At 45.9% G+C, this 24,447-nt stretch carries 25 protein-coding genes; 1 reads left to right on the top strand and 24 read right to left on the bottom strand.

The annotated features are described in order from the left end of the window. Positions 1–38 precede the first annotated feature (38 nt). The 4 genes from dprA to NYR53_RS15770 all read right to left on the bottom strand — a co-directional run bounded on the left by dprA (position 39) and on the right by NYR53_RS15770 (position 3,931). Positions 39–1,130: a DNA-processing protein DprA gene (gene dprA, locus NYR53_RS15785; RefSeq protein WP_261306016.1), complete on the bottom strand. Its 1,092-nt coding sequence runs from the start codon at positions 1,128–1,130 to the stop codon at positions 39–41. A 117-nt stretch (positions 1,131–1,247) separates the two neighbouring features. Next, positions 1,248–2,180: a succinate--CoA ligase subunit alpha gene (sucD, locus tag NYR53_RS15780; protein WP_261306015.1), complete on the bottom strand. Its 933-nt coding sequence runs from the start codon at positions 2,178–2,180 to the stop codon at positions 1,248–1,250. 50 nt (positions 2,181–2,230) lie between these two features. Next, complete coding sequence (gene sucC, locus NYR53_RS15775) at positions 2,231–3,391, bottom strand: ADP-forming succinate--CoA ligase subunit beta (RefSeq protein ID WP_060645134.1); 1,161 nt, start codon at positions 3,389–3,391, stop codon at positions 2,231–2,233. 282 nt (positions 3,392–3,673) lie between these two features. Next, the gene (locus NYR53_RS15770; RefSeq protein ID WP_047672798.1) at positions 3,674–3,931 is read right to left on the bottom strand and encodes a hypothetical protein; all 258 of its coding nucleotides are present in this window, start codon (positions 3,929–3,931) and stop codon (positions 3,674–3,676) included. A 199-nt stretch (positions 3,932–4,130) separates the two neighbouring features. Here NYR53_RS15770 and NYR53_RS15765 point away from each other — a divergent pair, with 199 nt between their 5' ends. Next, positions 4,131–5,702 (top strand): YifB family Mg chelatase-like AAA ATPase, encoded by a 1,572-nt coding sequence (locus NYR53_RS15765; RefSeq protein ID WP_261306014.1) that lies wholly within the window; start codon positions 4,131–4,133, stop codon positions 5,700–5,702. A gap of 103 nt (positions 5,703–5,805) precedes the next feature. On the opposite strand, the gene NYR53_RS15760 is transcribed toward NYR53_RS15765, so the two are convergent. The 20 genes from NYR53_RS15760 to fabD form a co-directional block, all read right to left on the bottom strand. Further along, positions 5,806–6,183: a YraN family protein gene (locus tag NYR53_RS15760; RefSeq protein WP_261306013.1), complete on the bottom strand. Its 378-nt coding sequence runs from the start codon at positions 6,181–6,183 to the stop codon at positions 5,806–5,808. Next, positions 6,180–6,497 carry an EscU/YscU/HrcU family type III secretion system export apparatus switch protein gene (locus NYR53_RS15755; protein ID WP_261306012.1) on the bottom strand — a complete coding sequence of 106 codons (318 nt, stop codon included), beginning with the start codon at positions 6,495–6,497 and terminating at the stop codon, positions 6,180–6,182. The genes NYR53_RS15760 and NYR53_RS15755 overlap by 4 nt, the downstream gene beginning before the upstream one ends. Continuing rightward, positions 6,494–8,338, bottom strand: a complete 1,845-nt coding sequence (locus NYR53_RS15750) for a TP0910 N-terminal domain-containing protein (protein WP_437180183.1) — start codon at positions 8,336–8,338, stop codon at positions 6,494–6,496. Before NYR53_RS15750 ends, NYR53_RS15755 begins: the two co-directional genes overlap by 4 nt. Positions 8,339–8,412: 74 nt before the next feature. Next, on the bottom strand, positions 8,413–9,060 hold the full coding sequence (gene rnhB, locus NYR53_RS15745) for a ribonuclease HII (protein ID WP_261306010.1): 648 nt from the start codon (positions 9,058–9,060) through the stop codon (positions 8,413–8,415). Between the two features lie 153 nt (positions 9,061–9,213). Beyond that, complete coding sequence (gene ylqF / locus NYR53_RS15740) at positions 9,214–10,086, bottom strand: ribosome biogenesis GTPase YlqF (protein ID WP_261306009.1); 873 nt, start codon at positions 10,084–10,086, stop codon at positions 9,214–9,216. 11 nt (positions 10,087–10,097) lie between these two features. Continuing rightward, positions 10,098–10,709: a signal peptidase I gene (gene lepB, locus NYR53_RS15735; RefSeq protein ID WP_261306008.1), complete on the bottom strand. Its 612-nt coding sequence runs from the start codon at positions 10,707–10,709 to the stop codon at positions 10,098–10,100. A 90-nt stretch (positions 10,710–10,799) separates the two neighbouring features. Then, positions 10,800–11,141, bottom strand: coding sequence for a 50S ribosomal protein L19 (gene rplS / locus NYR53_RS15730; RefSeq protein ID WP_028558249.1), 342 nt, complete (start codon positions 11,139–11,141; stop codon positions 10,800–10,802). 164 nt (positions 11,142–11,305) lie between these two features. Beyond that, positions 11,306–12,064 (bottom strand): tRNA (guanosine(37)-N1)-methyltransferase TrmD, encoded by a 759-nt coding sequence (trmD, locus tag NYR53_RS15725; protein WP_261306007.1) that lies wholly within the window; start codon positions 12,062–12,064, stop codon positions 11,306–11,308. Further along, positions 12,061–12,576: a ribosome maturation factor RimM gene (gene rimM, locus NYR53_RS15720; protein WP_261306006.1), complete on the bottom strand. Its 516-nt coding sequence runs from the start codon at positions 12,574–12,576 to the stop codon at positions 12,061–12,063. Before rimM ends, trmD begins: the two co-directional genes overlap by 4 nt. An 81-nt stretch (positions 12,577–12,657) precedes the next feature. Beyond that, positions 12,658–12,888, bottom strand: coding sequence for a KH domain-containing protein (locus NYR53_RS15715; RefSeq protein ID WP_047672782.1), 231 nt, complete (start codon positions 12,886–12,888; stop codon positions 12,658–12,660). Between the two features lie 26 nt (positions 12,889–12,914). Further along, entirely contained in the window at positions 12,915–13,187 is a 273-nt protein-coding gene (rpsP, locus tag NYR53_RS15710; protein WP_029195333.1) for a 30S ribosomal protein S16, read from the bottom strand. 35 nt (positions 13,188–13,222) lie between these two features. Then, positions 13,223–14,581, bottom strand: a complete 1,359-nt coding sequence (gene ffh, locus NYR53_RS15705; protein ID WP_261306005.1) for a signal recognition particle protein — start codon at positions 14,579–14,581, stop codon at positions 13,223–13,225. 35 nt (positions 14,582–14,616) lie between these two features. Further along, positions 14,617–14,967: a putative DNA-binding protein gene (locus NYR53_RS15700; protein WP_261306004.1), complete on the bottom strand. Its 351-nt coding sequence runs from the start codon at positions 14,965–14,967 to the stop codon at positions 14,617–14,619. A 170-nt stretch (positions 14,968–15,137) separates the two neighbouring features. Continuing rightward, the gene (gene ftsY, locus NYR53_RS15695) at positions 15,138–16,130 is read right to left on the bottom strand and encodes a signal recognition particle-docking protein FtsY (RefSeq protein WP_261306003.1); all 993 of its coding nucleotides are present in this window, start codon (positions 16,128–16,130) and stop codon (positions 15,138–15,140) included. 32 nt (positions 16,131–16,162) lie between these two features. Then, entirely contained in the window at positions 16,163–19,738 is a 3,576-nt protein-coding gene (gene smc / locus NYR53_RS15690) for a chromosome segregation protein SMC (protein WP_261306002.1), read from the bottom strand. Positions 19,739–19,833: 95 nt separating this feature from the next. Then, positions 19,834–20,535 carry a ribonuclease III gene (rnc, locus tag NYR53_RS15685; RefSeq protein WP_047672770.1) on the bottom strand — a complete coding sequence of 234 codons (702 nt, stop codon included), beginning with the start codon at positions 20,533–20,535 and terminating at the stop codon, positions 19,834–19,836. A gap of 61 nt (positions 20,536–20,596) precedes the next feature. Next, positions 20,597–21,832 carry a beta-ketoacyl-ACP synthase II gene (fabF, locus tag NYR53_RS15680; RefSeq protein WP_261306001.1) on the bottom strand — a complete coding sequence of 412 codons (1,236 nt, stop codon included), beginning with the start codon at positions 21,830–21,832 and terminating at the stop codon, positions 20,597–20,599. Positions 21,833–21,927: 95 nt separating this feature from the next. Beyond that, positions 21,928–22,161 (bottom strand): acyl carrier protein, encoded by a 234-nt coding sequence (acpP, locus tag NYR53_RS15675; RefSeq protein ID WP_028558238.1) that lies wholly within the window; start codon positions 22,159–22,161, stop codon positions 21,928–21,930. Positions 22,162–22,245: 84 nt separating this feature from the next. After that, entirely contained in the window at positions 22,246–22,986 is a 741-nt protein-coding gene (fabG, locus tag NYR53_RS15670) for a 3-oxoacyl-[acyl-carrier-protein] reductase (RefSeq protein WP_261306000.1), read from the bottom strand. Continuing rightward, on the bottom strand, positions 22,973–23,926 hold the full coding sequence (gene fabD, locus NYR53_RS15665; RefSeq protein ID WP_261305999.1) for an ACP S-malonyltransferase: 954 nt from the start codon (positions 23,924–23,926) through the stop codon (positions 22,973–22,975). Before fabD ends, fabG begins: the two co-directional genes overlap by 14 nt. Between the last annotated feature and the right edge of the window lie 521 nt (positions 23,927–24,447).

The raw sequence follows: 24,447 nt of genomic DNA, 5'->3' as shown, positions 1-24,447 counted from the left end.
GTAAAGTCTATTGGCGAGAAGAAAAGCTTCGTATTAGCCTATGCTAGTATGTAAGTAGAACCCGGAAGCTGTTTAATCGCCTTTTTCATTAGTAAAGATAACAGAACTGCATGCAAATGTCCAAACGTAAATTGACCGTCCTCTAACAGAGCATCAATTGAGACCGGCTCATTCGACAACTTTCGAACGATTTCGCCTTCCTCATCTGTAAGTGAAAATGTCGGCAATGGCATCTTCATGGCACCATGATCTTCCGCGCTTAACATATGTTTATAATCTTCTACAATCTCGTCAACACGGGTAACCAGTTTAGCGCCATCCTTTAGAAGCTTGTGGACTCCACTACTTTGGTTAGAGTCAATAGGACCGGGAACGGCAAATACATCTCTTGATTCATCCACGGCAAATTCAACTGTAATCAGTGATCCACTATCTTCTGCTGCTTCTACAACCGTAACGCCTAATGACAATCCTGCAATGATTCGATTCCTCTGCGGGAACATACCTGGCCTCATACCCGTGCCAATGGGATATTCAGATAAGATGACACCCTCTTGTTCTATATTTCGATATAATAATGCATTCTCACGCGGATAAATTTGATTAATCGCACATCCAAGAACAGCAACTGTTTTGGATTTACCTTGCAATGCACCAATATGGGCCTTGCTGTCAATCCCTCTCGCTAATCCACTCACGATACCGAATCCTGCTCTTGAAAGGGCAGCTGCCCACTCCTCAGCAATCTTTTTCCCATAAAGTGTAGGGGTACGTGTTCCTACCATACCGAGGAGACGCCCATTCAATAAAGATACATTTCCTTTCACATATAACACCCAAGGAGGCTGCGCAATTTCTTTAAGAATCGAAGGGTAATCCTCATCCAAAAGTGTAAGAATTTGAATGGATTGCTTCTTATATAACTGAATCTTTTGCTCAATAAAAGTCGGTGTAAACCGCGAGGCGATTTGTTCAGCAATGGAAGTTCGTATACCTCTGGAGGCAATTGCTGCAGCGGAAAGCTCAAACAGCTCCTCAGGTTCTGGAAAGCGGCTCAGGAGCTGAAGTATGGTTTTCCAACCTACTCCCTCGAGCTCGTGAAGACCAAACAAAATAAAACGATTATCCATAAGTATATACACTCCTTTCTTGAATAACAAATGGTTGCAAAGCCAAGAAAAACAAAAAACCTCCCAAATCCCTGAAGCAGGGAGATGGAAGGTTGCTTACCTTCGTTTAGAAGAAAACTATTTTTTTGTAATGACTTTATCCAACATTCCTTTTTCTTCAAGCACGCTTACAAGTGTTGAACCCATCTCGGATGGTGTAGCCGCTACGCGGATACCGCATCTTTCCATCGTTGCAACTTTCTCAGCAGCTGTACCTTTACCACCGGAAATAATAGCGCCAGCATGGCCCATACGTTTTCCTGGAGGTGCTGTTTTACCGCCGATAAAGCCTACAACAGGCTTCGTCATGTTAGCAGCAACCCACTCAGCTGCTTCTTCTTCAGCCGTACCGCCGATTTCACCGATCATGATAACCGCATACGTGTCTGGATCTTCGTTAAAACGTTTGAGGATATCGATGAACTCGGAACCTTTAACAGGGTCTCCACCGATACCTACTGCAGAGGATTGTCCAATTCCACGAGTTGTCAATTGGTGAACAGCTTCGTAAGTTAGTGTTCCGGAACGGGAAACTACACCTACGTGACCTGGCGTATGAATGTAACCCGGCATGATACCAATTTTGCACTCGCCCGGTGTGATTACACCCGGACAGTTTGGTCCGATTAGAACGGTTTTCTTGCCTTCGAGGTAACGTTTTACGTTAACCATATCAAGAACAGGAATACCTTCTGTGATACAGATAACGAGATCAAGCTCAGCTTCAATAGCTTCAATGATCGACTCTGCAGCGAAAGCTGGTGGTACATAGATAACGGATGCCGTAGCACCAGTTGCATTTTTAGCTTCGATAACCGTGTTGAAAACTGGAAGCTGAACTAGCTCACCGTTTTCCAATGTGATATCTACTTTTGTTCCGCCTTTACCTGGGGTTACGCCACCAACCATTTGTGTGCCGTATTCCAGACCGCCTTTGGTATGAAACAAACCCGTAGCGCCGGTAATCCCTTGAGTAATGACTTTTGTATGTTTATTAACCAAAATACTCATGATCTTTTGTTCACATCCCCTATATTATTTGAAACCGCTCGGGTTTAATATTATTTAACTAATGCAACGATTTTTTGTGCGCCATCTGCCATGGAGTCAGCAGCAACAATGTTCAGGCCGGATTCGTTAAGAATCTTTTTGCCAAGTTCAACGTTTGTTCCTTCAAGACGAACAACTAGCGGACGAGAAAGTCCAAGCTCTCTAGCAGCAGCTACAACACCTTCAGCAATAACATCACAACGCATGATGCCGCCGAAAATGTTAACGAAGATCCCTTTAACTTGTTCATCGGACAAGATGATTTTGAAAGCTTCTGTTACTTTCTCTTTCGTCGCACCGCCCCCTACGTCTAGGAAGTTAGCAGGGTCTCCGCCGTAGTGCTTAATAATGTCCATAGTGGCCATCGCAAGTCCTGCGCCGTTAACCATACAACCGATGTTACCATCAAGAGCAATGTAGCTCAGGTCAAATTTAGAAGCTTGAATTTCTTTCGCATCTTCTTCTTCAAGGTCACGAAGTTCAACGATATCTTTGTGACGGAAAAGAGCGTTAGAATCAAAATTCAATTTGGCATCAAGAGCCATAACGTCACCAGAACCAGTAACAACCAATGGGTTGATTTCGGCAATGGAAGCGTCTTTCTCTACAAATGCTTTATAAAGAGCAAGCATGAATTTAACCGCTTTGTTAACAAGCTCGTTAGGAATGTTGATGGAATAAGCAAGTCTGCGTGCTTGGAAAGCTTGAAGACCGATCGCAGGATCCACAACTTCTTTGAAGATTTTCTCAGGAGAATGCTCAGCAACCTCTTCAATCTCCGTACCGCCTTCTTCAGATGCCATCAAAACGACGCTGCCTGTAGCACGGTCAACAACAACACCAACATAATATTCTTTCTTAATGTCACAGCCTTCTTCGATCAAAAGACGTTTAACTTCTTTGCCTTCAGGACCTGTTTGGTGAGTGACAAGAACTTTACCCAGAATTTCGCTAGCATATGTACGAACTTCATCGAGGCTTTTGGCTACCTTAACGCCGCCTGCTTTCCCGCGACCTCCGGCATGAATTTGCGCCTTTACAACAACGACGGATGTTCCGAGTTCTTTCGCTGCTTCAACAGCTTCGTCAACGGTAAAAGCAACTTTTCCGTTAGGAACGTTGACTCCGTACTGTCTCAGGACTTCTTTGCCTTGATACTCATGGATATTCATTTCCTAAAATCCTCCTATCAGTATGGACTTTCTAAACGTGCTATACAGGGAAAAAGTGTAATTTCCTATTTGTGTAGTGCACGAAATAAATCTTGCTGCCGGAATTAGTATCACACTTCTTCGCAAGCCCTAACCATTGTATCACTAATTTTCGACAGTTTCCTTATTTTTTTCGTTAATGCGTTCGAATTTTCCTTTCACACTGAAAAACTTTAGCTATCACTTTCCACATAAAAAAAGACGCATTTTCAATCGCTGAAAAATACGTCTAGCTTTGACTTTTTAGTAGAGCGGCGTTGTTGGTGTATTCATTCGCGGTTCACGCTCCGCTTGTTTAATGAAGCGCAGCTCATTACCCGTGAAACTGCACACCAGGCATTGGATCGTAGGTTCTGGCTCTGGTATTGCGTCAGGATCCTTGAATTCAGTAATATTTCCTGATAAAGCGTCCTTCAAAAACGATTGAGAATAGCTTGTGATTACACTGAACTTGATACGATTGGAACGACAATTGGGACAAAAATAGGGTTTCTCCTGCATATCATCACCTCTAGTTCCAGTATGTTCAAGCCGTGCATTTTTAAAACGTATGCAGTGATCATTTCCGGATTGCGTAATTTTACCATTATCGTATACAATTAGGACAAAGAATAAAACGGATCAATAAGGAAGCACCTTTTATCCCACTTTATGACAGCTCGAAACAGCTGCGTAACTATGGAGAGGAAGGTGTTTTTTCATGTATGGCAAAGTCATGAGCGCTTGCTTGCAAGGTATAGAAGGTCAAACGATCGAAGTAGAGGTCGATATCTCCAGTGGCTTACCCCAAATTAACTTGGTTGGTCTCCCCGACTCAGCCATTCGAGAATCTGTCGAAAGAGTGCGCTCCTCCATCAAAAACTGTGGCTATACATTCCCCATGGATCGGATTACGGTCAATCTAGCGCCAGCAGATTTACGCAAAGAAGGCTCATCTTTTGATTTAGCCATTGCGGTAGGAATCTTGATTACAACCGGTCAGGTTCCAATGGACGGTTTCATGAACACTTTGTTTCTAGGTGAACTCGCATTGGATGGTTCTCTTCGTCCCATACCGGGCGTTCTCTCTATGGCGCATGCCGCTAAAAAGCTAGGGATAAAACGAGTCTGCCTTCCCTTCGCGAATGCTTCTGAGGCTGCTTTAATAGAAGGTATTGAGGTCTGCGCGATAAATAACCTTTCTGATTTTAAATCCTGGAATAAGCAATCCCATCACGAATTTATATTTAATGGCATTAATTATAAAGGTGATGAGTTTTCGACAATTTCTGCCGAAGAACAACACTTTGTCGAAGATTATGCCGATGTCAACGGGCAGCACCAAGTGAAGCGTGCGATGATGATCGCCGCTGCTGGGATGCACAATATACTATTAATCGGTCCTCCTGGAACTGGGAAAACAATGCTTGTGAAGCGCATGCCCTCGATTCTGCCGCCTATGACTGACAAAGAAGCCTTAGAAGTCACGAAAATTTACAGCGCCTCAGGAAAGCTTATTGATCGCTCATTTCTCATGCGTACAAGATCTTTTAGAGCGCCTCACCATACGATTTCACCTGCCGGACTTGTCGGAGGCGGAACAATACCCAAACCTGGAGAAGTTAGCTTATCTCATCGTGGCATTTTATTTCTAGATGAACTGCCGGAATTCACGAGAACGGCCCTCGAAGTACTTAGACAGCCGCTTGAGGATCGTCACGTTACAATTGCAAGAGCAAGAGCGGTTTACACTTTCCCCTCCCACTTTATATTGGCTGCCGCCATGAATCCATGTCCTTGCGGGTATTATGGAGCCCAAACAGAAGCAAATGCTTGCATCTGCAGTCCAGCTAAAATTGTTCATTATCGTTCTAAAATATCTGGTCCCCTGCTTGATCGTATCGATCTTCATGTTGAAGTTCCTAAACCAAGTTACACACAACTAAAGGAACGAACCAATCACTTGTCCTCCAAAGAAATGTTATTGCAAGTTATGCGCGCACATGAAAGACAACAACAACGCTATGTCGGAACAGGTATTCAGCATAATAATGAATTGAGCGGCAAGCTAATGAGACAAAATTGCCATCTAACACCAGAAGGTGATCAACTGCTTAGTGCCTCTTTTGAAGCTTTGGGACTTAGTGCAAGAGCCCATGATCGCATCCTACGGCTAGCTCTAACCATAGCTGATCTCGAGGAATGTGACAGTATCCAGCCACAGCATCTGGCAGAGGCAATTCAATACCGTAATTTGGATAAAAAGCAGCGGATTGAGGAGATTGAGATTTGAAACTATCACACTCACGTTCCGCTAAAGCAATCTAATCTTGACATTACTTCAATTTCTGTAAAAAAAGAGCCCTTTGACGCGTTGTCTTATCGACAGACGGTTCTCAAAAGGCTCCTTGTATGTGTTCAATAATAGGTGCTGCTCCATCCACGGATACTTCTACCGTGATCACATCAAATTGAATGGATTGCTCGTATTTTTGAAATCGATGTAAGTAAAATTGTGCCGTCTCTTTGACTTTCAACTGCTTGCGATAGTCGACGGATTCTTTGGCTGAGCCAAAACGACCTGAAGGGCGTCTAGTTCTGACTTCAATAAAAATTAACTTATTGGCTTTCTCTGCAATAATATCAAGCTCACCCGTACGGCAGCGCCAATTACGTTCCACAATTCGGTAATCACGCTCACTTAGAAATGCTTCAGCCAACTCTTCACCAAGCTTCCCCAACTGCTTCCGATCATCTTTACGAAGTTCTGTCATCTTTCATTCCTCGACGATCTCATTCGGTTATCTGAACGATAGATAAAACTTAATACCTCTGCAACCAATTGATACAATTCCGGGGGAATTTCTTGATCCAAATCTAACTTAGACAACACTTCAACCAAAGAGGAATCCTCCTGAATGGGGATCCCATTCTCCTTGGCTTTCTGCAGAATGGCTTCTGCCATGTGCCCTTTCCCTTTCGCAATGAGGGTTGGGGCTTTTTGTGCTTCAGGTGAGTAGCGAAGCGCTACAGCCTTCTTAAGAGGAGTTGATTGCGACTCCTCAGAAGTATTCCTTTGCTTGGTCATGCTCGGAAATCCACCCCTTTATAGGCTTTTGGCTGATAGAGCGCTCGAAGATCTACTCTGCCATCAGATGCCCCTTGCTTGGAAGCTTCATTCTCCGCAACAGGCGGCAGCGGATATGGCGAGCATTTTAATGAGATAAATTGATAACCCGCTTTATTCATGGCTGTTGTTATTTCTTCTTTGGACTCCTCCATTAAGGGAGCTAACGCAGGATGATCATTGTGGATATTCAAAGATACGATTTTATTGACGACATGCACGTCGAGCAACGTATTACCCATTACTTTCATTTGCAGGTCGAATAGCAAACGACAATTGCTCGCGTCTACTTCCCCGCGCTTTCCTTTGCGGGATTGGATGTGAACGGCGGCAGATTGCTGGCCAGTACCATCCATGAAGGGGACAAACAACGTCATATGGGCAAACATAGAGCTCTTGTCACCAGTCAACATGAGCTGTTGCCCTGTAATTTGTCCAATCGCTTGCTGCGCCGCCTCTTTGAGCGGCGCTGGCGTGTCATCAGAGGCAGTAAGCTGCAGCAGCAGACTCTTCAGTGTGTCAGCAGCAGGCTTGACGGAGTCGTCCTGCTGGGATCCTATGGCGATCAGATTAGGCAGCTGATCGTCTGTGTTGTTGCGGCCCCGTAGAATCGCGTCTGCGCGCTCATCCAGCTTCACCGCTAGATGAGACTCGTGCTCCACGCCTACGGCTTTGAGCATGCGGCTGATCCAGTTTGGCTCTGGATCAGCCTCGGGCTCTTGAGGCGCGCTATTATGCGCCTCTGTCGTTGCCGCCTTCTGCTTCGCAGGCGGCTCTGGTTGTACCTGCGAACCCGCCACGGGCGGTTCGCCTTTTGCAGGCTCAACGCTGCGCGCCTGAGCCTCTGGCGAGGCCGCCTCCGCTGCGCGGGCGGCCTGCGGTACCGCCGCCGGCTGCGCCAAGCCGGCGGCAGCGGTCTCCGCGCGTGCCGCAGCCGCCGCGGGAAGCTCCTCGCCCGCAGCAGCAGCTGCAGCGGGCGGAGCCGTAACGGCAGCGGCCGCAGGCGCGCTGCCGGAAACCACAGGCGGCGACCCTGCGGGAGCCGCCTTAGCTTCACCGCCAGCCTGCGAAGCAGCTGGCGTAACAGCCACATTCGCGGCCGGCGCCTCCGGCGGCCGCGCGGAAGGCCACGCAGCTGCGGCGGAAGCCCGCAGCTCCTTGAGCAGCGATACCACCTGCTTCGCGGTTTCCGCTGCCGGATGTGCGGGATCTTGCTCAATCAGGGCTGTGGCCTGCTGATCAAGCTGCTCCAGCACCTTACCGACAGGCGGCCCCGTGGTAACCTGCTTCAAAGCCCCCACAGTCGCCTCTGTGAGCGGCAATCCCTTTTTATAAGCAAGTACAGCAGCCTGTGCCCATTCTTCCTTATTGGCACCCTCAGGCATGCTGCGCATTACAGCCTCGAAAGCCTTCACATTCTCCTTCGATACTGGAACGCCTTCCTGCTGCATCTGCTGCACCATTTGACGATTACCAGCCGTATCTTTAACCGTGAATGCTTTTAACAGCTCACCAAGCGAATCATCCGCAATTTGTACATCTGACGCCGTTAATGGCTTGAGCAGGATTTGACCCCCGCTAGATTCCGGCTGCACTTGCAGCATCGTAACATCCCCTTGCTTAAGGGGTGTTTCCAACTTAGCTCGAACCTGCACACCGCCAATATTAATCAACGCTTCTTGGTCACTCAGCAGCTGAAGCACAACACCTTTAACAATTTGTCCTACTTTAAGTTCAAGCACCTTACTTTCAGATGCTGTTAAATCACCGACTAAACTGCGAATTAAACCACTAATATTCATGGCGCTCACCTCAAATCTTCCTAAACACTTATGTATATTATCGGCGGCTTGTTGCCTTTTCGTTACAAAAGATGTTAAATGAGATCCAGTTCTAGCTGTTCAGACTCGAGCACTATCTCTTTCTCTTCCAATTGAGCCATCACTTTACGTATAAATAATTTCCGATGCAGCGGTGTAGGTCCATAGCGCAAAAGCATCTCTCTATGGTGCTTTGTTGCATATCCTTTATGTATAGCAAGTCCATACTCGGGATACTGCTCATCCCATTCCACACACATGCGATCTCTGGTAACCTTAGCAATTATTGATGCGGCTGCAATAGATTGACTAAGTGCATCTCCATGAATGATCGCGGATTGTTCTATGTCCAATTCGACGTTCTCAGCATCAACAAGCAGAAAATCAGGTACGATAGCTAACTGCTGCACAGCCTGTTTCATAGCAAGTCTGGCCGCTTGTTTAATATTAATGGCATCAATTCTATCCACGTCAACAATACCTACACCAACAGCTAAAGCCTCATTCATAATCTGCTCATAGAAGACATCTCGCTTCTTTTCAGAAAGCTTTTTGGAATCGTCCACACCCTCCAGCACATATCCCATCGGAAGAATAACGGCAGCCGCGACGACATCCCCAAATAAACAGCCTCTTCCTACTTCATCGATACCCGCTATAAGAGTAAAACCTTGCTCCCACAGTTGTTTTTCATGCTCTAGCAATGGCTTTCGCCCCTTTCCATCTCCTCATTATAAAGGATTGGCGTTTAGACAAGCCACACCCATTTTTTCACATTCATTGTGTAAAAAATAAAGCCACCCCCGAACCCGCTTGACCAGCTGAGTCCAAAAGTGACATTCTTTTTTACTACTTGACTATCTTTTATCTAAAGGCTTCTCCAATGAAATACGCCCCATCTTCCCTGCCCTAAGCTCTCGAATAATGATTAAAGAGGCTTTGTCCAAATCCACTTTGCCCCCACTCACAATCGCACCACGCTTACGACCAATAGCCTCCATGACTTTAACCATTTCCTGTATGTTGTCCAAATCCTCTGGAAGGTCTTGAACCCCAAATCGTTCTTGAATACCGGCCCAATAATTCTGAACCATGTATTTAACGACAAAGAGTGCAATCTCATCTAAATGAAGAAGCTCTTCTTTAATGGCGCCCGTTGCTGCCAATCTCATTCCAACCATTTGGTCTTCGAATTTTGGCCACAAAATACCTGGTGTATCGAGCAAGTCCATTTCGGTACCAACTTTAATCCATTGCTGACCCTTAGTAACACCAGGCTTATCTCCGGTTGCTGCAATCTTTTTACCTGCTAACTGATTAATCAGTGTTGATTTCCCAACGTTCGGGATACCTACAATAAGCGCCCTTACGGCACGAGGATTAATCCCTTTGCTAAGCTGCCGTTCAATTTTATGGGCCCAAAGCTGCTTTACACGCGGCAAAATTTCTTTGACGTGCGTTCCGGTTGCTGCATCAATCGGCAATGCTGGTAGGCCCTGATCAGCAAAATACTTAACCCATTCTGCCGTCACTTGCGGATCTGCCAAATCATTCTTATTCAGCAGTACCAATCGCGGTTTATCTTTCAAAATCTCATCAACCATCGGGTTCCGACTGGAGAGCGGTATGCGGGCATCCAAGAGCTCGATCACAACATCAATCAGCTTAAGCTTTTCTTCAATTTGTCTTCGAGCCTTGGTCATGTGACCGGGAAACCATTGAATGGTCATTCTTCTTCACCTCAAAAATGTATGAAACTGATTTTACTTACTGGCCAAAAAATAACTTCCGCACGGCCTACAATTTTGTTGTAAGGTATGAAGCCAATCGCTCGGCTGTCTTTGGAGTTACCGCGGTTATCTCCCATTGCGAATATTTCACCTTCAGGCACTTTTTTCTCTTGAAAATCAGATAACGTATTATAGGCATGTCCTTCTTTTTTCGCCTGCTCAATCGCATCCTTGATGTAAGGTTGATCAATTTCTTGACCATTAATGAACACTTTGTCACCCGTAACCTTTACGGTCTCACCTGGGAGAGCAATTACGCGTTTAATGTAATCCTTACCTTCCGGTGCATGGAAAACGATAACCTCTCCGCGTTTGGGTGAGCGAATATCATAAACAATTTTATTGACGATGAGTCGTTCACCTGTGAAAAAATTCGGACGCATGGAATCTCCATCAACAATAAAAGGAGAGAACAGGAACCAACGAATGATAATCACGAGCACTCCCGCGATCACTAATGCTTTGATCCATTCCCATGTTTCGCTTTTCGTTGACTTAACGGGAGTCGTTTCTGTTGTTTTATCCGGTTCTATGTAAGGCTGTTCTTGATTACTGTGTTCCATCACTGATTGCCTCTTTTCCAGTTTTGGTTAATATCTAGTATGTACCATGAAAATGAAAAGGAGACTTGCCTGAACAAGCCCCCCGTTTTCTTATCGAATTTCTTTAATTCTTGCTGCTTTACCACGAAGACCACGCAGATAATAAAGTTTCGCACGACGAACTTTACCACGGCGAGCCACTTCAATCTTGTCAATCTTCGGAGAATGGAATGGGAAAGTTCTTTCCACACCCACACCGTAAGAAATTTTACGAACTGTAAACGTTTCGCTGATTCCACCGCCGTGGCGTTTAATAACAACACCTTCGAACAGCTGAATACGCTCACGTGTACCCTCGATAACTTTTACGTGTACTTTAAGTGTGTCTCCTGGACGGAAATTAGGAATATCCGTACGGAGTTGCTCTTTCGTAATCTCTTGAATAAGATTCATAGTTGACTCCCTCCTTCCACACAGGTGTTCATTCCGCTTATTGGCATAGTCGTTCTTAGTTGTTATGCGTAGAGGACCACCAGACTCGAACTGTTGAAAAATTCACAACAGAATATATAATATCATAGACAGGAAAGAAATTCAATAGAGAAGTTTTTGGGGGCTTACTCCTCTTGCTTCCGCCCTTTCCATTCAACAACCCAAGCTTTTTCTTCTTTGGAAAGTTCCCTTCCTTCAAGCAAATCAGGACGGCGTTCTAGTGTTCGGAACAAAGACTCCTTGCGGCGCCAACGCTTCACATTTTCATGATGCCCTGATAACAACATCTCAGGCACTTCCCAATCCCTAAACTTAGCAGGCCTCGTATAGTGGGGATATTCCAGCAATCCTGTAGAGAATGAATCTGTCACGGCTGACATCTCATTACCAAGCACACCAGGCAGCAGCCTCACTACGCTGTCTATAACGACCATAGCAGGTAACTCGCCGCCTGTTAATACATAATCACCGATAGACAACTCATCCGTCACTAGGTACTGCCTAATGCGCTCGTCATAGCCTTCATAATGACCACAAATAAACACAAGATGCTGTTCTTTAGACAGCTCTTCCGCTTTCTTCTGTGTGAACGTCTCCCCTTGCGGGCACATAAGAATCACTCGCGGTTTCACTGGGTCTTGTCCGTCTTCTTGATGTACAGGCAAACTCTCCACAGCAGCAAATATCGGTTCTGGCTTAAGAACCATCCCTCCACCGCCGCCATATGGATAATCATCTACTGTGTTATGCTTATTATTGGAATAATCTCGAAAATTAACCGTGTTGAGAGCAACAATCCCCTTGTCACGTGCTTTCCCTAAAATGCTGGACGAAAACACACCCTCGAACATTTCCGGGAACAGGGTCATTACATCGATTCTCATTCCATTAATCCTTCCATCAAATGAATACGAATCGTTTTGTTGGCAATGTCCACATCAAGTATCACATCATCAATAACAGGAAGCAGCAGCTGTTTGCCTTTCGGCAAAGAAACGACCCATACATCATTAGCACCCGGTGTCAAAACCTCAGAAACAAGCCCTAACTCTTGACCTTCTTCCGTAACGACCTTACAGCCAATGATCTCGTGATAATAGTATTCTCCCTCTTCAAGAGGCTGCTGATCCTTCGCTTCAATCTTAAGGAGTGAGCCTTTGAATTTCTCAACATCATTAATATTAGAGAACTCTACAAACTGCAAGATAAACATATTTTTATGTAAGCGGGAGGTTTGCACCGTCACCGGCGTTTGCTTATTTTGAGAATCTACAATAATCAATGCATTTCCTTTATCAAAACGCTCAGGAAAATCAGTTTCCGGAACCACTTTTAGCTCTCCACGAATACCATGGCTATTCACAATTCGACCAACTGTCACAAGTTTTTCGCTCATATGCGCTTGCCAACCTCCACATTAATTTACCTTCAAAACCATACAAGAAAAAGGTTAGGAACTAAATCCTAACCTAGTTTCTTATGAAACGATTTCAACGGCTACCCGTTTCGTTTCTTTCACTGCTGCCGACGTGACAACTGTGCGGAGCGACTTCGCAATCTTGCCCTGCTTGCCAATCACTTTACCGACATCGTCGGGGTGGACAGAAAGCCTGTACTCGATCTTGTCATCTTTCTCCACCACAGCGACACGTACTTCTTCCGGATGATCGACAAGAGCCTTAGCAATAACGGTGATAAGATCCTTCATGAACCCACCCTCCGAAAGATAACAGATTACTTCTGTAATTTCAGCTCGTGAAACTTAGTCATCAGACCTGCTTTTGAGAACAGGCTGCGAACTGTATCGGACGGTTGAGCGCCAGTTTGAAGCCATTTCAGCGCTTTCTCCTCATCAAGAGTTACAGCTGCTGGTTCAGCAATTGGGTTATAAGTACCGATTTCTTCGATAAAACGACCATCACGCGGGGAACGGGAATCCGAAACCACCACACGGTAAAAAGGAGCTTTATGAGCGCCTACACGTTTAAGACGAATACGTACTGCCATGAAAAATCACCTCCTACTTAGAATAAAATACTTATTTAAAAAGGGAATTTAAATCCTTTGCCTAGCTTCTTCATTCCTTTGGCACCTTTAGGTCCCATCATGCCGGAAAACTGCTTCATCATTTTGCGCATATCATCAAACTGCTTGATGAAACGGTTGACCTCTTGCACCGAGTTTCCGCTGCCTTGAGCAATCCGTTTGCGACGGTTCGCATTGAGAAGTTCAGGCTTGCGTTTCTCTTCTTTTGTCATCGACTTCACAATAGCCTCAACACGTGCCATTTGTTTGTCGTCAACCTTCATATCTTTCATGCCCTTGATCTTATTCGCGCCTGGCAGCATTTCAAGAATTTGATCCAGAGGCCCCATCTTCTTCACTTGCTCCATTTGATCAAGGAAATCCTCGAAGGTGAATTCGGCGTTGCGCATTTTGCGCTCCATCTCTTTCGCCTTGTCCATGTCGATACCGGCTTGCGCTTTCTCAATCAAGGTAAGCATATCGCCCATGCCAAGAATTCTTGATGCCATACGATCAGGGAAGAATGGTTCTAGAGCATCCATTTTCTCGCCGCTAGCCACGAACTTAATTGGGCATCCTGTAACAGCTTTTACTGATAACGCCGCACCACCGCGGGTATCGCCATCCAGCTTTGTCAGCACAACACCCGTAAGTTCAAGCTGTTGATGGAAGCTTTCTGCAACATTGACTGCATCCTGACCGGTCATCGCATCGACAACGAGCAAGATTTCATCCGGTTCAACAGCAGTTCGAACATTTTTCAGCTCGTCCATCAGATTTTCATCAATGTGCAAACGACCCGCGGTATCGATAATGACATAATCATTACCGTTATCCTTGGCATGCTGAAGCCCTGCTTTAGCAATATCGACGGGATTTACTTGATCTCCAAGTGAAAATACCGGAACATTGAGCTGTTCTCCAAGGACCTGCAGCTGTTTAATCGCAGCCGGACGATAAATGTCACAGGCTACAAGAAGCGGTCTATGGTTTTGTTTAAGGAGCATCTTCGCTAGCTTACCAGAGGTTGTTGTCTTACCAGCCCCTTGCAAACCAGCCATCATGATGATAGTTGGCGGTCGATTCGATCGAGCTAACTTACTTTGTGTACCGCCCATAAGCGCTGTTAGCTCTTTGTTAACGATATCGATAACAACCATGCCTGGTGTGAAAGATTTCAATACTTCTTGTCCGATGGACTGTTCCTTCACCTTAGCAATAAAGTCTTTAACTACTTTAAAGTTAACGTCCGCTTCAAGCAGCGCCAATCGTACTTCGCGAAGCGCTTCGCCTACATCTTCTTCCGTCAGCTTACCTTTGCTTCTCAGCTTACCGAAAACGTTTTGCAACCGGCTTGCCAATCCTTCAAATGCCATGCGCTTCACCTCCTGCTTCTGGACTTTTCTATGTTTTAATCGATCCCTACTATTGTATCAAAAAGTTCCGTTGTTTTCCTCTTTAGCTCTGGTTCACAAACTTCAAGCACCTGAACCAGTTCCGCACGCAGCTTCATGCGTTGTTCGTGCTTATGTACCAGATGCAATTTACTCTCATATTCCTGAAGAGTTGACTCTGCTCGTTTAATATGTTCATAAACCGCTTGGCGGCTAATTTCAAAATTCTCAGCGATTTCTCCTAGCGAGTAATCATCATGAAAATACAGTTGGAGGAACGTTCTCTGTTTATCAGTCAACAGCGGTTCATAGAAATCAAATAGCAAGTTAACGCGATTCGTTTTCTCAAGCATTTGATCGATCGACATGATCCACCTCCGTAAAGGTTGCACGCTTGACAGCAGCACAACAAAACCTATCATACTGAATTCCAAGATGAATGTCAAGCATTTGACCTTGTCAGTTTAAGAACAAAAAAAATCCCCCTCTAACCGACAAACGGCTGAGGAGAATTTTCATACATCAATGAAACAAATGATTAAGCATTTTCTTCTTTTTGCTCGCCGATCCATTTACCAAAAAGGGCATGCACGAATTGCTCGGAATCAAAAGGCTGAAGATCATCCATTTTCTCACCGAGGCCAACGAACTTCACAGGAAGTGACAACTCCTGACGAATCGCAACGACGATACCCCCTTTAGCCGTTCCATCGAGCTTGGAAAGCACCAAACCTGTCAGACCAGTCTTATCACCGAAAAGCTTCGCTTGGCTGAGTGCATTTTGTCCCGTAGTAGCATCTAAAACGAGAATTACCTCGTGAGGAGCATCTGGAATCTCACGTTGGATAACGCGATAGATCTTATTCAGTTCCTCCATCAGATTCACTTTGTTTTGCAAACGTCCTGCCGTATCGCATAATAAGATGTCTACACCACGCGTTTTTGCAGCCTGGACCGCATCAAACATGACAGCGGCAGGATCGGAGCCTGATTGCTGTTTAATTACATCCACACCAACACGCTGGCCCCAAGTTTCCAATTGCTCAATTGCTCCGGCACGAAATGTATCGCCTGCAGCCATTAATACTTTTTTCCCTTGAGATTTGAACATATGTGCCATTTTACCAATTGTCGTTGTCTTCCCTACGCCATTCACACCAACAAACAAAATGACGGATAATCCATTTGGATTTAATTTCAGTCCTGCATCAGCGTCACCCTTTAACAGCTCAATCAACTTTTCGGAAAGAACGGGTTGCAGTTCCGCCGGATCTTCAATTTTGCGTTTCTTCACCTCGGCGCGCAGCTGATCGATTAGCTTAAGCACTGTATTCACACCTACATCAGCGCCTATTAGAATTTCTTCAAGCTCCTCATAAAAATCTTCATCTATCTTCTTGCGGCGGCTAAATAAATCATCCACACGATCGACGAAAGCGTCCCTTGTTTTCGTTAGTCCTTCTCTGAACTTATTCGTGACCGCTTCGGCCTTACTGGAAATGCTTTCTTTTAATCGTTTAAAAAAGCTCATAGTTCCTCCTAATAAAATAACATTCAACCTAATTATGATGCGGACATGGCGGCTTCTTCATCCTCCAGACGAACGGAAACGAGCTTGGAAACACCGCCCTCTTGCATCGTTACCCCATACAGCACATCCGCTTCCTCCATTGTCCCCTTACGGTGCGTAACCACAATAAATTGCGTCATTTCAGAGAACTCACGCAAGTATTCGGCAAAACGAGATACGTTCGCTTCGTCCAAAGCAGCCTCTACCTCATCAAGTACGCAGAATGGAACGGGCTTTACGCGGATAATCGAGAATAGCAGCGCAATCGCTGTGAGAGCCCGCTCTCCACCGGAAAGAAGCTGAAGATTTTGCAGCTTTTTGCCAGGCGGTTGTGCAACGATCTCAATACCTGTATCCAGCATATTCTCCGGCTCAGATAGAATCAAATCCGCACGGCCACCGCCGAACAATTTTGCAAATACGACGCCAAAGTGCGAGCGAATCGCATCAAAGGTGGTCTTAAACCGTTTGGACATTTCTTGATCCATTTCACGGATGACCTGATAAAGTGTCGTTTTGGCTTCGATCAAGTCGTTTTTCTGAGAGTCTAGGAATTCATAGCGCTCAGAGACCCTCGCATATTCTTCAATAGCACCAAGGTTCACATCACCAAGCGAAGCAATCTCGCGTTTAAGTTCACGCACTCTGCCCTGCGTACCTTGGATATCCTCAGGAACTGGATACCGCTCTTTAGCTAACTCATAGCTAAGCTCATATTCTTCCCCTAGCTTCTTCAGCAAGTTTTCTAGCTCAACATCCAATCGAGTTACACGAACCTCAGTTTGATGCAGACTCTCTTCAACTTGTTTCAGCTGAATGCGTTGTGTCCGGGTTTCATTCTCTTCTTGCTCGAGCTTATGTAACCAATCCGTTCGCTCAGCACGTTTGAAATCAATGTTTTCTGAGCATTGCTGCTTTTTGAGCTTGAGATCGTTTAGTAATTCAACTTGTAGTACTGTCTCTTGCTCAAGTGCAGCCATATCTTGCTCCAGCTGCCCAAGCAGACCGCGGTTCATTTCCATCTCGCGCTCAACTTCACCAAGATCCTGCTGCAGTCGACGCTGTTGATCCTGGAGTGACTGTTTCTCTTGTGAAATAGAAGCAACCTTGACCTTCAAATCTGTTAACTGGCTTTGCAGCTCTTCCTTTTCCGACTCACTCGCCTTACGGGAGTGCTCGGCGTCACGAATCGCTTGCTGCAATGAAGCTTCCTCTTGCTGCAGTTCAGCCAGTGCTGCTTCGGACTCGACTTTCTTCCGTCCAAGATCAGCCTGCTCTTCTAGCAGCGAGCCTCGATCTTGACTATCCAACGTAAGCTGTTCCTCGACTGTACGGCTCTCAGACTCAAGCGGATTCAATTCAGCCCGAATTTGCTGCTCGGTGATACGCTTTTGCTCACCTTGCTGACGGAGCTGTTCAATCGTCATCATATCATCCGTAATCTCGCGCTTCATCACACTAGATTGGCTGCGCAAACCGCTGAGCTGCTGCTCAGAAGTTTTAATTTCCTCATCCAGCTCTTCAATTTGGCGTTGACGACCAAGCAGATTCGTTGATTTCTTCTGCAAGCTTCCGCCTGTCATTGAACCACCAGGGTTCACAACGTCGCCTTCCAGCGTCACAACCCGATAGCGATACTGTGCTTTAGCAGCAATATGGTTCGCATCTTCTAGACTCTGCGCCACAACAACATTGCCAAGCAGGCTTGAAAAGATGTTTTGGTAGGTGGACTCAAATGAAACAAGATCAACCGCAAGGCCGACAAAGCCTTTGGAAGATTTCAAAGAACGAAGCTCATGATCTGAAATCGAGCGGCCGCGAATAACATTCATAGGCAGGAACGTAGCCCGTCCCATTTGACGGCGCTTCAAGAAGGCAATGGCTTCACGCCCATCTGCTTCGGTCTCGACAACGATATTTTGCAAGGCGCCGCCGAGCGCCGTCTCAATCGCAATCTCAACGTCAGCCGGCACCTTAACAAGCTCGGCCACGGCCCCGCGAATACCACGCAAATCCTTGCGGCTCTTCGCTTTAAGAACTTCTTTAACTCCTTGCATGAAGCCATCGTAATCGTTGGCCATCTCTTTCATCGTGTCGCGGCGAGATGTCAGCGCATCCAGCTTCTGCTCCCATTTGCGGACCATGCCTTGCGCTTCATCGAGCAACCCTTGCTTGCTTTTCAAGCTTTGGGTTAGCTGCACATACCTTTGTCGTTCATTCTCAATTTCACTAACCGTTTGTTCCAATTTAGCCGTCAACTCTTGCTTACGGATCAAAATTTTCTCACGCTGTTCCGCCCACTTCTGACGTTCTTCATCAAGCCTTTCCAAACGACGACCGATGCTTTCCGTTTGCTGCTCAGCGTAACGAATCTCATTCCTCGCCTGAGCCATTCGGTTTAGCGTTTCCAACAATTCGCCCTTCAACTGGTCTTCAGGTGAGGAACTGATACCGCCGTTAACCCCAAGTAACCGCTGTTCTTCTGCAGTCAGCTTCGCTTGAAACTCAAATAGCTGGGCGCCAATTTGGATGATTTTCTCCCGCTGCCCACTCAGCTCATCTTCTTTATCTATTTTACGCTGCTCTTGCAGTGCGATTGTAGTGCTTAGCTGCTGGTGATTAGCTACATAATTCTTATTACGTTCTTTGAGCACTTCGCCATGCCCTTCGCACTTCTCGAATTCTTCGCTCAGCTGGAGCAGACTTTCTTGAAGCTTTTCAAGTTCCTCCTCTAATCTGCGAGTCTCCCACCGATGCTTCTCCAAGTGCGCATCATGCTGACTCACAATAGTCGAAAGCTCTGTTTGTTCCTTGACTAGCTTCTCTAGCAGCTGCTTCGCATCATTCCATGAAATATAAATCTGATCAATTTGATGTACATACATAGCAATCTCACTGCTTTTGAGCGTCTCCCGAAGCTCTTTATAACGAGTCGCCTTCTCAGACTGTTCACGTAGAGGTCCAATTTGATCCTCAAGCTCAGAAACCAGGTCGTGAATCCGCAGCAAATTTTGCTCGGTATCACTTAATTTCTTCTCGGCTTCTCGTTTACGCGATTTATATTTAACAATCCCCGAAGCCTCTTCAAATATCCCGCGACGATCTTCGGATTTCGTACTTAAAATTTCTTCGATACGACCTTGTCCAATAATTGAATAAGCTTCTTTCCCTATCCCCGTATCCATAAACAATTCCGTAATATCTTTCAAACGGCAGGGCTGCTTATTAATTAAATACTCACTTTCCCCATTGCGATGGACTCTACGAGTAACCGTCACTTCATTGAAGTCAAGTGGAAGCGATTGCGACGTATTATCCAGCGTCAGCGAGACTTCTCCATAATTGACAGCTCGACGCGCATCACTGCCTGCAAAAATAACATCTTCCATTTTACCGCCGCGTAAGGACTTCGCACTTTGCTCACCTAACACCCAGCGGATACCGTCCGAAATGTTGCTTTTTCCACTGCCGTTAGGACCTACAACCGCGGTAATACCGCGTACAAATTCCAGTTCCGTACGGTCTGCGAAAGACTTAAACCCGGATAATTCAATCCGTTTCAAAAACATGGTCTCACCTCAGAAATTATTGTAACATATCCCTTATAAAAATAAGAGAAAAAAACAAAAAAGGCGGCCGCAGCCGCCCCTTTAAGCCATATGCATTACCGCTGAACGGTCACATTTAATTTCGACAAGGCTCCAGCAGCTGCCTGCTGTTCCGCTTCTTTCTTGGAACGTCCTGCTCCGGTTCCCAGAAGGTCGGCATCCATGTGCACTTCTGCTACAAACTCACGTTCATGAGCAGGCCCACGTTCGTTCACAATGCGGTATTCCAATGAACCCATGTTGTGATGTTGGGTATGCTCCTGCAAGAGAGTCTTGTAATCAATAATTAGCAATTTACCTTCACTGGAGATTTTTGCGAAAACGTGCTTTTTGAGAAAACCTTTTACGATATCCAAGCCTTGATCAAGGTATAATGCCCCAACAAAGGACTCGAAAACGTCGGCGAGGAGTGCCGGGCGAGACCGCCCTCCAGTTAACTCTTCCCCTTTACCAAGTAAGACAAAAGCACCGAAATCCAAATCATCAGCGAACGTAACAAGTGACGGCTCACAAACGATAGACGCCCTGAGCTTCGTCAATTCACCTTCCGAACGCCCTGGATAAGAATCATATAAAAATTCCGAAACCGTTAGTTCAAGAACAGCATCTCCTAGAAACTCCAGACGCTCGTTATCTTTATGCCCAGCAATACGGTGTTCATTGACATAAGAAGAATGGGTAAAAGCTTGCTGAAGCAGCTCTTTTTTACGAAATGTAATCCCTATTCGCTGCTGCAGCTCTTTGATATCACGATTCATTGCCTTTTTTCACCACCCAGAGAGAATGATATTCCGTTATCTTTCTTCGTAGGAAGGCAAATTATGCTTCAAACCTTTTCAAGATAATCGTTGCATTATGTCCACCAAAGCCAAACGAGTTCGACATCGCAATGTCTACCTTTGCTTCACGAGCTGTGTTTGGCACATAATCCAAATCACACTCTGGGTCTTGGTTGACCAAATTGATCGTCGGTGCAATCAAGCTATTAGAAATAGTTAAACCACAGATAACAGCTTCTACACCGCCTGCAGCGCCAAGTAAATGGCCTGTCATTGATTTCGTCGAACTGACAGCTACTTTGTAGGCGTGCTCGCCTAATGCTTTTTTAATCGCTGTTGTCTCAGATTTATCACCTACTGGCGTAGAGGTTCCATGAGCATTAATGTAAGAAATCGACTCTGGACTAATGCCCGCGTCTTTAATCGCTTTGACCATACAACGTGCTGCGCCGTCCGGGTCTGGATCTGTCATGTGATAAGCATCACCGCTCATCCCATAACCGATCACTTCCGCATAGATGCGTGCCCCACGCTTCTGTGCATGTTCAAGCGATTCCAAAATCATCACGCCTGCTCCTTCGCCCATGACAAAACCATCACGGTCTGTATCAAATGGGCGGCTAGCCAAGTGAGGCTCTTCATTACGAGTCGACATCGCACGCAAAGCACAGAAGCCGGCCACACCAATCGGTGTAATCGTTGCCTCAGCACCGCCGCATATCATTACGTCAGCATCGCCGCGTTGAATCATTTTGAACGAATCACCGATGGAGTGAGTTCCTGTCGCACAGGCAGTAACAGCCGTGGAGTTCGGTCCTTTTGCTCCAGTAATCATAGAAACTTGACCAGACGCCATATTCGCAATCATCATCGGAATAAAGAAGGGAGATACGCGTTTTGGACCCTTTTCCAAAAGAATTCTATGCTGTTCTTCCCATGTATTCAATCCACCAATGCCTGAACCAACCGATACGCCCACGCGCTCAGGGTCCGTATCTTCCTTTACATTCAAGTTCGCGTCTTTTAGCGCATTAACCGCACCAGCAACAGCGAATTGAACGAAACGATCCATTCGACGCGAATCCTTACGATCGACATAATCTTCAATATTAAAATCTTTAACCTCAGCAGCAATACGAGTCGGATACTCGCTAACATCAAAATTCTCGATCAAACTGATTCCGGATTTACCGGAAGTCAGATTGCCCCAAAACGTTTCCAAATCTTGACCAAGGGCAGTAACTACGCCCATACCTGTAATTACAACTCTGTTCATTTGTACCACCTTCTATGTAGTAAACCATCATTTTTTTATTGTTCGAAAATGGAGAGAAAGTCCCGTCTTGATTAGAAACGGGACTCGGTAGACTATTACGTATGAGATTTTATGTAATTCGTAACTTCTCCTACAGTCGTAATCTTCTCGGCATCTTCATCGGAAATTTCTAAATCGAACTCATCTTCTAATTCCATTACTAATTCAACTACATCGAGAGAATCAGCACCTAGATCTTCTTTGAAAGATGCTTCGAGGGTGACTTCAGCTTCATCAACCCCTAGACGATCGACAACAATTCGCTTAACACGATCCAATACGTCGGACATCCGGTTCACCTCCTCTTTGGTATTATACGAGAATCTCTGACAGATTGCCAGTAGTCAATTTTGAGATTCTCTTTCTGGTAAAACTTACATGTACATGCCGCCATCTACATGGAGTGTTTGGCCGGTCATGTAGGACGCATCGTCCGATGCTAAGAAGCGAACAACCTTAGCAATTTCCTCAGGTTGGCCAAGGCGTTCCAGTGGAATTTGCTTCAACATTTGCTCCCGCATCTCTGATGACAACTTGTCCGTCATATCGGTTTCAATGAAACCTGGCGCTACTGCATTCACCGTAATGCCTCGAGAAGATAGTTCTCTAGCAGTCGCTTTGGTTAAGCCAATAACGCCTGCTTTTGCTGCTACATAGTTGGCCTGACCCGGGTTACCGAGCACACCTACTACAGAAGATATATTAATAATTCGACCGAAACGCTGTTTCATCATCGGGCGAGTAACGGCTTTTACACAGTTGAACACACCCTTGAGATTCGTAGCGATAACTTGATCGAACTCTTCTTCCTTCATCCGCATGATTAAATTGTCTCTTGTTATGCCAGCATTATTCACAAGAATATCAATTTTACCAAAACTTTCTAGCGTTTGCTTTACTAAATCATCGGCTTCCTGAAAACTGCTTACGTCGGCACGCAGCTTAATCGCTTTACGTCCCATCGCTTCAATCTGCTCAACAACTTCTCCAGCAGCAGCTTCACTTCCTGCATAGTTCACAACAACATTGGCCCCATGTTCAGCCAAATGCAAAGCAATCGCTCGGCCAATACCTCGAGATGCCCCTGTTACCAGTGCCACCTTACCCGTTAACATGATCGTCATCAGTCTCCTTCATATACTTCTCCAAAGCTTCTAGGCTACCGATTGACACGGTCTTCACTGTTTTGTCTACCTTTTTGATCAGACCGGCGAGAACCGTTCCCGAGCCAAGCTCAATGAACGTATCGACGCCTTGGCCGATCAGATAAACAATCGTATCCTCCCATAATACTGGGGAGTACACTTGCTCTACAAGCAGACCGCGAATATCGCCGGGCTGCGTGACAGGACGAGCCGTTACGTTGGCTACAACGGGCACGGCTGCATCACTCATCTCGATCGACGCGAGCACCTCAGCGAGGCGCTCAGAGGCTGGCTTCATAAGTGAAGAGTGAAAGGGCCCGCTCACCTCGAGCGGTATGGCACGCTTCGCTCCGGCTTCTTTGCAGCGTTCTACAACCGCTGCAACGCCCTCTTTACTGCCCGAGACGACGATCTGTCCCGGGCAGTTCACATTGGCGAGCTCCACGACGGAGCCGCCGTTTGTGATAGCCGCGCATAGCTCCGCAAGCGCTTCGCGCTCGGCTCCCAGCACGGCTGCCATCGCACCCAGGCCGCCAGGGACGGCCTGTTCCATGAATTCGCCGCGGGCCCGCACCGTGCGGACCGCGTCTTCGAACGCGAGCACGCCCGCTGCGACTAGCGCGCTGTATTCACCGAGACTATGTCCAGCGACATAGTCTGGCTTAATGCCAGCAGCCTTGAACACTTCCAGACAAGCGATGCTTGTTGTCAACAGCGCAGGCTGCGTGTGATACGTGATCTTCAATTGGTCCTCTGGACCTTGGAAGATCAGATCAGATAAAGAGAAGCCTAGCGCTTCGTTAGCGCGCTCAAAATATGCTCTAGCTGCAGGATGATTCGTGTATATATCATGCCCCATACCCACGGACTGCGAGCCTTGACCAGGAAATACAAATGCTATTTTACCCATACGAGAAAAGGATCCCCTTCCGCGATAATTTTCAGTAATTAATTATATTTTTTACTTAAAATTCCATTTTATTTCCGAGCTATTATTTTTCTATACCCCTTATTGACACTATCCCCTTGGCTCAGTTCTTCAGTTCTTCAGTTCTTGAGTTCTTAAGTTCTTAAGTTCTTAAGTTCTTAAGTTCTTAAGTTCTTAAGTTCTTAAGTTCTTAAGTTCCTCAGTTCCTCAGTTCTTCAGTTCTTCAGTTCTTCAGTTCTTCAGTTCTTAAGTTCTTAAGTTCTTAAGTTCCTCAGTTCCTCAGTTCTTAAGTTCCTCAGTTCCTCAGTTCTTAAGTTCCTCAGTTCGCCCACTCAATTTGTTTACTGAGTCTCAGGGATAGTGCCAATAGCTTCACTCGGAAAAGTTTTATCAACTGCAAGGTTTCCAGTCGACCGCGCCTTTATCCAGCGTTGCCTCGAGTCCAGCGAAAAAAAGAAAAGAAAGGCCTTTTACCAGTCACATGAGTCTTATGGATAGTGTCA

Origin of the sequence: Paenibacillus andongensis (assembly GCF_025369935.1) — a bacterium.
GTDB classification, from domain to species: domain Bacteria; phylum Bacillota; class Bacilli; order Paenibacillales; family NBRC-103111; genus Paenibacillus_E; species Paenibacillus_E andongensis.
This window is presented reverse-complemented; position numbering and strand designations above follow the sequence as displayed.